The organism is Bartonella tribocorum (assembly GCF_002777915.1).
GTDB lineage: Bacteria > Pseudomonadota > Alphaproteobacteria > Rhizobiales > Rhizobiaceae > Bartonella > Bartonella tribocorum_A.
This window is the reverse complement of sequence record NZ_NJGE01000035.1, coordinates 1-10481: the sequence shown is the minus strand read 5'-3', so window position 1 is coordinate 10481 and position 10481 is coordinate 1. Positions and strand designations below refer to the sequence as shown.

Sequence of the window (10481 nt, the reverse complement as noted above, 5' to 3'; positions counted from 1 at the left end):
TAATGAATGCGTATATACAAAATGTATCATATTACAAGTGCTCTATTAAAAATATGAAAACTTATCAAAAGGAACGTAAATTATGCATATGATCTTTAATCACTCTTTTGAATGAGAATGTCTTTATCTTAAAGAGATGCATTTAAAACAAAGCCCATAATCAAGATGCTTCTTTAAAACATTTTAAAACACTAAGCTCAAAATTGAGTTGAGTGAATTTCAAATAACGCATTGTCTAAAATCAAAACGCTTGTTAGCTTTAACAAAACTCGTTTTTTACATTTACGAGCATTGGTTCTCAAAACAATCTCTCATAAGACAAAAGCAGTGTTTTTTTACAAATGTAAAGCCTTTAAATTTGCTCTGTTATTAAATCTATAAGCCTAGGTTTACTCAAAAGAGAAAATGCTCTTAAGAAAATGAAAAAATAATAAGCTTATCATTGCTTATAAAACATCCGTTTCAAACGTTTCTTATAAAAATCTCATGATACTTTTCAAACGTTAAACATTCATTTAGAAAGGCTTGCATAAGTGTCTTTTCACTTTGTTCTAAAACTAAACTTCTTTGCAAATTAATCGCTCTATATTTGGTTAGCAAAATCAACCAATCCAATTTTGGAGACGTTAACTTTAAAATAGAGCATTCTTTAAACAGAGTAGCTCTTATCTAAAAAATTAGAAAAATTCCATGCCTTATGATGTTACAACGGTTTTGAATTTTACTTGCTTATCTTTGTCTAAAATAGATGCCCTCAAATTTGAGGAGATCTCATTTGGTTTCATATTTTAAAACGATAACTTTTAAAACGTTTTTTATACCATGTCTAAGGTATATAGTATTCTACTTCTATGGCATTATGCGCCTCCATTTTTTTATGGAAGCGAATATAGTTCTGTTCTTCAAAACTTAACCATACATTATTCATTAAAAAGTTTTCGCATCATAAGAGATAACATTTTGAATTTCATATTTATTGTGATGATAGGGTCTGTATAATGCCTGCCTATCGTTTTCTAAATTTTTAGAAAGCGTTTAAAAGCGATCTTGTCCTTAATCCTTTTGTGCAATCTTTATGAATTAAACCTATAAGCTTACGATAGTTTCAAACGACCACCCTCTAATAGGTAATAAAATATTGCTATAAGAGATATAGATTATTGCTTCCCAATTTTGGGAAGCAATAATTTTAGTTTTATGTGATTAACAATCCAATCTTTAAAATAAGAAGTAATCTTTAAACATATGTTATCGATAGTTCCAAACGACTAAATTTTAAACAATGCGATTTCTGCTGTGATAAAAACGTATCATAAGATTTATAAACTGTTATGAATGATAGCTGCTTTTCATTTCATTTGAACGTTTACATGCGTTATAATATTTGCACCATGATTTGCTTTTTATGGTCTGTTCATACATGGCAATCCTATGTAAAAAATGGTCAATTTAAACATGCATAAAAAGATGGATTCTTAAGTGGATTCATATAAAATAATTGCAATCAACATATTGACTTTATTGTGTTTTTATTTATAATGTGTATTCTTATTTGGAACGCCTTTAACCCGCCCTTGCCCCGCCTTTGGTGGCATTTTTTTGGATTGTGGAGCCTGCTTTGTATTTTTCGCTGTCATAAAATACTTTCTCCAAATAACAAAAAACCCCGCAAAACGCAGGGCTCTAAATCATCATGTCAATTGAACAAAAGGAGTTAATGAGAAATTCTCTGCTGTAATTTTAGACGCAATTCGACCAGTACAGCAGCGCCATAAAACACTATTATTCACACCATGTCAACAAAAAAATCACGATATTGTGTATTTTTTATTTTTTCACCTAAATCTAGTGTCTTTAACAACCAACCACTCATAATTGTATCTTCTAAACGAATCAATTATACAGAAGCACTAAATTATTGATTAGCAAAAAGTGGGGGGAATAATGGAAATAATCATAGTCATAGGAGGAATATTAATAATAGCAACTTTGCTGTCTTTTAGGGGCTATTTAAGAATGAATGACTATGAAGAACAATTCGAGTTACTTCAGGAACAGAAAGATCGAGAAATAGAAGTATACAAAGAACAAATTACGAAATCGGATATAAGTCTTTTAAAGAAGGCTCAAGAAATATCGCGAAAATGGATTAAGCAATGGAATACAGAAATTAGGCTGTGGGAAAGGGATATACTAAGAATAAAACATCCAATGATGATAGATGAAGATTGTAAACACCACCATCCCATCATAAAAGATATCTGTACTCAAGAATATAAAGAAATATTGTTTCTCTATGAGAAAGCTCTAGAAACAGAGCTTACTCCTGAGTACAACGAAAAAATCAACGCTTTAATGATGCACACCCACCCTATTTTTAAGAAAACTTATCTAAAAGCAATGCGATTAATGAAAAAAAATGGGATAGTTGTTGAAAAGTTCATAGATCCACTTACAGAAAAAACATGTCATAAGCCTACAATGTTGTTGTTGCATTGGTGGCTATATGTAGTTGATGATATGATCGCGTCTCTGTATGAACAACAACAAGAAGACAAATCTAAAGGAGTATATAAAGAGCTAACATCTATGGAAATCTACTGGCGTAATATATCTAAAAATACAGAATATGAAGAGATAGAAGAGATACTAGAATTCCCATACCATCTGGTCCCTAAGTACGAATCCCTTTTAATTTGTAAAAAGGAACTTCTAGTGTTGTTAAATAACATTTCCGATATTTATAAAGCAGCAAGAAAAAAGTTTATTTATTATAAGAGTCTTCTTGAAGCTGTTACAGAAGGATATATTGCTTTAGATGAGGATTGCTCTGCCGACGAGGTGAAATGGCGACTAAATGAGTATAAAGAAAAAGATAATCTACAAAATTCTGAAGATATTCCAACATTTGAGAGAGCTTATCAACTAGGAGCAATAGAAAGAATTAAATCAATGCTATGATAGGTTAAGCTATTGGAATACACTTATAGGACAAGAGAAGCTAAATATAATCTTCAGTGCTGAAAAAATGAAAACATTGAAAGAGGCTTCCAACGAAGAAAGCAGACAGTTTAATATTCAAATGCGAGAGGCGATTTTTAAAAATAAATATTTTAATTTCGACAGATCTTACGGACACTTGATACAGTATCTGTTATGATATCTAAGCAATTGTAAATTTTTCTAAAAAACATTTATGCAAATTTTTTCTTAGTTTTTCATATCTAATCGTCCAAGCCAAGCTCTTTCCTCACCTCTTCAGAGCTATAAAAAGTACCCTCTCCCCTTCGAACACGCTCTCTTACTTATGACGCTAAATAATAATCCCCTGCTTCCTCTATTCCACATTCAATAATCTCGCGTAAATAAAAAGACTTTGTACGTCCTGTCTTAGCAGCTAAATTATTCAAACGCGTTTCGAGATCATTTGGCAATCGAATAGATATCGTCATAACGCAATCCTCATCTTTGTGTTCATTGTAATACAAATACAACGAATTGTACAGAAAAACGTTTCACGTCATATCGCTTACTTTGGCAACATTATAATAAATGCCGCAAGAAGTTACGTAAGAAATGTTGCTAGTTTAGCAAGGACTTCGTTCATAATCATGGGGGGAACTGCTTCCATTCTCTTTCCCTGACGCGCTGCTATATCGAGAGCACGTGGTTGATCACAACGTATCACACCTGTTGTATGTAATCCCACTCCCATTAATGAAACAGCAAAGCCTGCTGTTCTTGCAAAATTTCCTCCGCTTGTAATAGGCAAGACAATAGGTGTTTTCGTGACACAATTAAACGCTTCCGGTGATACAATTAATACAGGACGCGTTCCTTTTTGTTCATAACCCGAAGATGGATCAAGAGATACAAGCCAAATTTCGCCTCGCTTCATCACAACAGCTCTTTACCAACAGGTTTAGTATCAAACCATTCCATATCATCATCCGCAAAATCATCCGAAGGATTACATTGCGCTAACAATTCTTCAAGAGTATAGCTAGGGAGTGACTGTGGCTTTACAACCAATTGTCCATTATCAATAGCCAAACCCACTTGCGTGTTTTCAGTAAGATGAAGAACATCAAGCAGCGCCGGCGGTATAGAGAGCATAATAGACCCTCCAACTTTACGTAATTTTGTTGTGTGCATAAAACACTCCCTTTAATATTATATAAAAATATAACATTCTAATGCATATTCTTCAAGAGCTTTTCACGCTTTTATGGAAAAAGAACAATAAACATCTACCATTTATTTTTTTCATCAAAATATTTATGAAGCGCATTCAGAGCAATCTGCAATGAATTTACAAGATGTGGTAATATTTGATCTTCACTAACAAGATATTGTATAGCTGCATAAAGATTATACTGTTTATAGAGGCATTGTGTTTCTTTGATTACCTCTTGCATGTTACAAAACTGTTCTGTTGCACGTTCAACCCACTTTTCTCTTGCTTTGTCATCAGAAGATGATGGCATTTCATCATAAACAGCGCTTGGCAAACCTTTTGCACACGAATAGTCATTTCTCACTTCAAGATATTTTTGCGCAGCATCATACTGATCTTGAGTAAGCACGCCTTGCAAACATAGCCGCCCAACATAAGACCCCGCAAGCGGATTTTTAGCCTCTTCAATAGTCAAACCAAAGCGTTTGGCACGTATTTCAATTGCCAATTGATTAACAGGATCTTGACGTACTTTCACTTGTGAAATGTAGGCATCTTTCTTTCTCATACATCCCCCGTATCTGTGGAAATCCACATTCTTATTTTTGCTCTATTTTTTAATCAAAATGGCATGCTGTCATGAGCAGATATGCCATAATCATCAGCACCTGAAGCAATAGCATAACTTTGAGAAGTGACAGACGAAGAGGACGTAGATTGCTCTTTCTTTGCATCAAGCAAATGCAACTCGCCTTTATATTGTGACAAGACAATCTCTGTTGTGTAACGATCATGACCATTTTTATCTTGCCATTTACGGGTTTGTAATTTGCCTTCTATGTAAACCTTCGAACCTTTACTGAGATACTGAAGTGCTATTTTTGCCAAATGCGGATTAAAAACCACTACGGAATGCCATTCGGTTTTCTCTACTTTTTGATTGGTTTTTTTATCGGTATAGCTTTCAGAAGTTGCCAACCGAAAATTGGCTATTTCTGCTCCAGAAGACATCGTTTTGCTTTCTGGATCATCCCCTAAATAGCCAATTAACATTACTTTATTCAACATGTTTTTTGTTCCCTTAAGTTCGTATTTAAATATGTAAAAAATCCTAGCATAATTTTATTGTTTTTTCAATTATTTCAATAATATATTATTGATTATTAACATATAACATTATGTTTTAGAGCCTTCGGAATAAAAAATTGAATTTTACGAATTTATTCAAAATTTTGTTTCATGTAACTTTTTTCTATGTTATACGTTACATGAAACATAATGGAGATTTTGTTATGGCTACAATGCACGTTAATGAACGCGTTCAAAAACATCGCAACGCACAAAGAAAAGCAGGTTTGCGTTTAATGCAAATTTGGGTACCAGATACTCGTCAACCAAACTTTGCAGAAGAGTGCCGACGCCAATGTCGCTTAGTCGCAAAAATGGATAAAACAGATATATCTATGCAGTTGTTAATGGATCAATCTTTAATGGATATTGATGGCTGGACAGAATGATGCGTGGATCTCTCGTCACAATAGCTATGCAAGGCGATTTTGGTAAACCAAGACCTGCGTTAATCATTCAAGCCAATCAATTTAGTGAACATACAAGCGTAACGGTTTTACCCATTACCAGCACACTTGTTGATGCGCCATTACTTCGCATTACTCTCCAACCAGACAGCAAAAATGGTTTACAAAAAACTTCTCAAGTCATGATTGATAAGATTATGACGGTAAGATGTGAAAAAATTAGCCCAGCTTTTGGCTCCATTCATGCAGATAAAATGGTAGAAATTGAACGCTGTTTAGCTGTATTTTTGGGAATAGTAAAATAAATGAGCTCCTCATGTTATTGTTTTGCTATCGGGGTAAGCGCCAAAGTGTTCGATATTATTTCAGCGCGGCGCGCCAACTTGAAAGAGAGGAAACGTTATGAAGAAGAAATTTCGTTATGAGATTGACGTAGGTCATTTATCGCCTTTGACGGATAAACAAAGGGTTGAAATTGATGAACTAGCGGCAATGCCGGACAGTGCAATTGATCATAGTGATATTCCAACATTAGATGATGCATTCTGGAAAAATGCTGTTCGTAATCCATTCTATAAACCAACGAAAACTGTCACAACAGTGCGTGTGGATTCAGACGTATTAGCATGGCTTAAGAGTCAAGGAAAAGGCTACCAGACGCGGATTAACGCCATTTTACGTGATGCTATGCTTCGTTCAATGCGTTGACCTCTCCCTCCTCTAAAAAGCAAGGATTAGAGAGTTATATTAAAAAACTAAGCCGCTTTTACAATTGGTCTTGCTAAAATCTGTTTTGCTTCTTTGATTAATGTTTTGTATTTTGTTTTCTTCTTTTGTATCTACTCAATTGAATATCCAGTGCTTTTTCTAGCTCTCTGTCTATCTCTTCACTCGATAATGGGTAACCTCTCTCACCATCATTCGTTATCTCACAAATCAACTGATCATCTTTTGTACGTTTTTTGATTTTCGCATTTAACTCCTTTATCAACGCTTCATAATTCAAAACGCTTTTTGGTAAGTTGCCGCCATATAGCCATGCTTTCACTTGCGCCTTGGTACTGAAATCCGCATTCTTTGGTGTTTTGTAATATTGACCACCATCGAATTCCTCGTACTCTCTTGTACCATCTTCATATTTGTAGAGGTTGTAAAAATACTCTGCTGCTCCATCTCCCCATGGAACATAACCAACAGCTGTTGCAACAAACTTTTTGTGCATGGGCTGCTTACGGTTTATTAAGGATAAATGTTTTAAAATGGGCATGTTTTAATCCTAACTTTACCTATGGGTTTATTTATCTCAAATTTGACCGTACAGAGCGTTTTATATTACATATGTTTTTCATCATAAAATCTTTAATTCGCTCTGTATGGTACCTTTTTGACGATTTAAACGCATATCTAATCACAAAACCATCAGCACTTTTCACTATTTTGCTGTTTTTAGGCTGCTTTGAAACTGCTACTGTCATGACACTCTTCACTAGGCTTGCCTATTCTCATGAATGAGATGGGTTTACCTCCTAATGCCTTGTTGCGCGTATTTTCAACAGCGATAAAAACTCTCTTAGTAACTCCCCAAAGCCCGCTTTCTAAAGTGCGACAATACTGCGCAAGATCAGCACAAGAGGGAACAAAGGTTGTTGACATGCCTTTGGCTTCTCCACGGACAAGATTTTTAACAGCTTGCAACAAAGACCAGAGTGAGATGCCATTAAGAGCTGTGATATAAGCCTTTGCACGTGCCTCTGGATTTGAAACTTTTTGCATTGTCAAACCGCTTTCAAGCACATCAAGAGCCTCTGCAATATCCTCAACAGACGCTTTCAAGGAAAGTAAGTTTTGGACTGTCTGATAAGCTTCTAAAGCTTGTTCCTCTAGTGCTGGTGTCAATTTCATGCCACGGATCAAGGTCCAAGGGTACTCCAGTGTTACATATTCTGCCATCTGTTGCATGGCGTTTTGTAGAGGCATCACTAAGCTGTGTTGCACCGATAAGGTTACGGATTGCCTCTCCGGTACCACCACAAGTTCTTTGATTTTTTGAAAAGTTTCCATTGTTTCCACCATTTTTGTTCGTGTTTTTTGTTTTTTCTAAATCCTCGATAGCCTTGCGCACCCAGTTACGCCACGTTGCTTGCCAATCTGTTTTTGTTGCATTTGCTCCAGCTTTTGAACGCCAGTAATCTCGAAACTTTGCGATTTCGACTTTGACACGCTGTGGAGGCAACCCCTCTTCGATTGCAAAATCGTAATCGGGTTCGAAATCCGCAGGCAATCGACAACCCCGATTAGCTTTTGACTGCTTGGCTTTTTTGAGAACGCTTGTCTGCTCGTGAATGGGAGATTGGTTTTCTACACCCGTTTCGATTTGCTCTGCTTGGCTCTCGAGATCATGAACCTCAATTGGCTCGTGAACCAAATCGGTTGTTTCTAAATTTTCAGAACCAATTTCTTTTTTTGCTAAAACGATAGTTTTAGTTTTTTTATTATATATGTTATTGTTAATGTTATATGGTATCGTTTCCGTATCGCCTTCGTATTTAGCTTGTATAGATTCCGTATTATGCTTTACGTCTTTTTCTTTAGATTTTTTCCATCTAGCACTAACAGCTTTTGATGCTGCTTCTGATTTTCCGGCGCTATCACTTAATTCCGCTTCAACATCTAGATTCCATAAACGACCGTCTGCTAAACGAATAATATGACCCGTACTCTGTAAAACATCTAATGCTTTGACAAATGCCTTTACTGAATAGCCAGTATAATTAGCCCAAACCTTAATGTTATTTAAAAGAGGTTCACCTGTGTGAAGCATTTGCAACCGTAATCTCATGTATATATTGCCTTCAATAGAAGACAAACAAGTGAGATCAAGAATCCATTTATCAGCAAAAAGCCTTGTCCATGGTATTTTACTGGACATGCATACCCCCTTCTTTCTTTAAATATAAAATTGCCAAAGCATCTGCTTCATTGTCATCACAAGGCGCGTGACCTTTTGCACGCATTGCCTTAATCATTTCTTCTTTTGAAGCATTTCCTTTTCCTGTCGTCGCTTTCTTAATCGTACCAACGGGAATGCCTTCATACGGTATCTGATGATGTTCACACCAAGCTGTTAATGTTGCTAGAAAGCCCCCATAAACATGAGAAGCGTCTGTACCCACATGCCGACGTACCTCTTCGAAATACACCGCATCAATTTCATCAACAGACCTCTTTAGTTCAGTAAGCCATTTCTTAAAGCGTAAATAACGCATACCACCTCCTTCAAAACGGCGTGATTGAAAATCTTCTGTATCGCTTGTGATAAAACCATCAGCACCGCATATAGCCCAGCCAGTCTTGGTGCCTAGATCAAGACAAAGAATAGTTTGTGCATTAGTGATCATAATCCCCCCCAGCTTATATGTGTGCTATGACAGAGCGTGTGTGATTAAGCTTTTAAAAATTGTGCTGCTGGTGCTCGTTATCATCCGTAGGGGCAGTAATAAAAGCAGACATAGAGCTAGAACCATCTTTCAACTTTTGCAGCTTGAGATAATTTATTACGGAGATAGATCCTCTTTTTTCCCACTTGCAAACAGCGGCTTGAGTTACACCAAGCATTTTAGCCATTTCTGATTGTGTCCAATTAAATTTGACCCGTATTGACTTAGTCAAATTTTTAAAATCTTCTCGTTGATCCATTTAAAAGCTCCAATTATAGCTTTGTCTTAATTTAATCGTATAATTATAGTTATATGAAGTCAAGGAAATTTATCTTTATCAACGATAAAAAAATAAGGTAAGCAGAAGTATGAGTAATAAATCTAATATCATAAGCACATTAAAAAAGATTTTGACTGAGTTTAACTTAACGCAAGAAGATGTGGCCAAACGGCTAAATGTAACGCAAGCTTCAGTGTCTAAGTGGTTAAAAGATTCTGATCCGCGCGGTTCTAATCGGGATGCTATTTTAAAATTATATAAAGAACTAACAGGAGATAATCACTTAACAACTTTTGTTCCTCTTATGGGCTATATCGGAGCAGGAACGCAGATAGATCCAAGCTTTGAACAAATCCCAGAAGATGGTCTTGAACAAGTAGAAATTCCTTTTGCTTTACCTGATGATATGGTTGCTTTTGAAGTTAAAGGGGACTCTATGCTTCCAGCTTATAAAGATGGAGATATGGTTATTGTAAGACGGCGCCAAATCAAAACAATAGAATCCTTCTTTGGCAAAGAAGCCGTTATTCTCACACATGATAATAAAAGATATATAAAGCAGATTAGCAGAGGAATGAATGGTGAGATAGATTTGCTTTCTTGGAATGCACTCCCCATTAAAAATGTTAAAATTGCATGGATTGGGGAAATCTTTGCTATCTTGCCAACGGATTCTTACAGTAAAATGATTCGATCTTATCGCTAATTATTGCCATATTAAAAAGTACTTTTCTCTTCTTATTTTACAAGATGTTATAATAATTTTTTATAATTTTTTGCTTGCTAATTTATAATTATAGTTATATAAATATATTATAAATTAACACAAACAATCGTCAAGAGGCGTTAGGGAGGGGAAATTATGGAAAAGCCAATTCTTATAAATTCCAATGAAATCTTATTAGTTGCTTACGATAAAGAGCAATACATTGCAGAGTCTGGACCACTTGATGCAAGCCAAGTTTTAAGCATTGTTGATGAGGTAGATGATGCAATCCAAATCTTTCGCATCAATCCTTCTGAGAAGAGTTGTGAAGATATCTCTGAAGATA

Annotated in this window: 14 protein-coding genes and 2 pseudogenes; 6 read left to right on the top strand and 10 right to left on the bottom strand. The window is 35.4% G+C overall.

Features of this window, described 5'->3' with window-relative positions:
* Positions 1–1944 precede the first annotated feature (1944 nt).
* Positions 1945–2961, top strand: coding sequence for a hypothetical protein (locus CER18_RS09055; protein WP_100129667.1), 1017 nt, complete (start codon positions 1945–1947; stop codon positions 2959–2961).
* 263 nt (positions 2962–3224) lie between these two features.
* Here the strand turns inward: CER18_RS09055 and relB are convergent.
* From relB to ssb, 5 genes and pseudogenes are all read right to left on the bottom strand, one after another.
* Positions 3225–3452: pseudogene (relB, locus tag CER18_RS10770) on the bottom strand (type II toxin-antitoxin system RelB family antitoxin).
* A gap of 113 nt (positions 3453–3565) precedes the next feature.
* Positions 3566–3898 carry a type II toxin-antitoxin system PemK/MazF family toxin gene (locus tag CER18_RS09045; protein WP_100129666.1) on the bottom strand — a complete coding sequence of 111 codons (333 nt, stop codon included), beginning with the start codon at positions 3896–3898 and terminating at the stop codon, positions 3566–3568.
* On the bottom strand, positions 3898–4155 hold the full coding sequence (locus tag CER18_RS09040) for an AbrB/MazE/SpoVT family DNA-binding domain-containing protein (RefSeq protein ID WP_100129665.1): 258 nt from the start codon (positions 4153–4155) through the stop codon (positions 3898–3900). The genes CER18_RS09045 and CER18_RS09040 overlap by 1 nt, the downstream gene beginning before the upstream one ends.
* 95 nt (positions 4156–4250) lie before the next feature.
* Positions 4251–4745, bottom strand: coding sequence for a hypothetical protein (locus tag CER18_RS09035; protein ID WP_100129664.1), 495 nt, complete (start codon positions 4743–4745; stop codon positions 4251–4253).
* 53 nt (positions 4746–4798) lie between these two features.
* Positions 4799–5245, bottom strand: coding sequence for a single-stranded DNA-binding protein (ssb, locus tag CER18_RS09030; RefSeq protein WP_100129663.1), 447 nt, complete (start codon positions 5243–5245; stop codon positions 4799–4801).
* A gap of 224 nt (positions 5246–5469) precedes the next feature.
* Between ssb and CER18_RS09025 the strand changes: the two genes are divergently transcribed.
* The 3 genes from CER18_RS09025 (at position 5470) to CER18_RS09015 (ending at position 6420) form a co-directional block, all read left to right on the top strand.
* Positions 5470–5694, top strand: a complete 225-nt coding sequence (locus tag CER18_RS09025; RefSeq protein ID WP_100129662.1) for an antitoxin MazE family protein — start codon at positions 5470–5472, stop codon at positions 5692–5694.
* Positions 5694–6017: a type II toxin-antitoxin system PemK/MazF family toxin gene (locus CER18_RS09020; RefSeq protein WP_100129669.1), complete on the top strand. Its 324-nt coding sequence runs from the start codon at positions 5694–5696 to the stop codon at positions 6015–6017. The genes CER18_RS09025 and CER18_RS09020 overlap by 1 nt, the downstream gene beginning before the upstream one ends.
* 97 nt (positions 6018–6114) lie before the next feature.
* The gene (locus tag CER18_RS09015; protein WP_100129661.1) at positions 6115–6420 is read left to right on the top strand and encodes a BrnA antitoxin family protein; all 306 of its coding nucleotides are present in this window, start codon (positions 6115–6117) and stop codon (positions 6418–6420) included.
* Positions 6421–6517: 97 nt separating this feature from the next.
* Here the strand turns inward: CER18_RS09015 and CER18_RS09010 are convergent, their stop codons facing one another.
* From CER18_RS09010 to CER18_RS08990, 5 genes are all read right to left on the bottom strand, one after another.
* On the bottom strand, positions 6518–6979 hold the full coding sequence (locus CER18_RS09010) for a hypothetical protein (protein ID WP_100129660.1): 462 nt from the start codon (positions 6977–6979) through the stop codon (positions 6518–6520).
* Between the two features lie 179 nt (positions 6980–7158).
* Positions 7159–7545, bottom strand: coding sequence for a hypothetical protein (locus tag CER18_RS10120; protein ID WP_245410088.1), 387 nt, complete (start codon positions 7543–7545; stop codon positions 7159–7161).
* Positions 7529–8641 (bottom strand): DUF1376 domain-containing protein, encoded by a 1113-nt coding sequence (locus CER18_RS09000; RefSeq protein WP_100129659.1) that lies wholly within the window; start codon positions 8639–8641, stop codon positions 7529–7531. Before CER18_RS09000 ends, CER18_RS10120 begins: the two co-directional genes overlap by 17 nt.
* A complete protein-coding gene (locus CER18_RS08995) occupies positions 8631–9110 on the bottom strand; it encodes a crossover junction endodeoxyribonuclease RuvC (RefSeq protein WP_100129658.1) in 480 nt (159 codons plus the stop codon). The genes CER18_RS09000 and CER18_RS08995 overlap by 11 nt, the downstream gene beginning before the upstream one ends.
* Before the next feature lie 52 nt (positions 9111–9162).
* A complete protein-coding gene (locus CER18_RS08990) occupies positions 9163–9408 on the bottom strand; it encodes a helix-turn-helix transcriptional regulator (RefSeq protein ID WP_100129657.1) in 246 nt (81 codons plus the stop codon).
* A gap of 109 nt (positions 9409–9517) precedes the next feature.
* On the opposite strand from CER18_RS08990, the gene CER18_RS08985 reads away from it, so the two are divergent.
* Positions 9518–10135: an XRE family transcriptional regulator gene (locus tag CER18_RS08985; protein ID WP_100129656.1), complete on the top strand. Its 618-nt coding sequence runs from the start codon at positions 9518–9520 to the stop codon at positions 10133–10135.
* A 156-nt stretch (positions 10136–10291) separates the two neighbouring features.
* A pseudogene (locus CER18_RS08980) lies at positions 10292–10481 on the top strand (hypothetical protein); the annotation flags it as partial.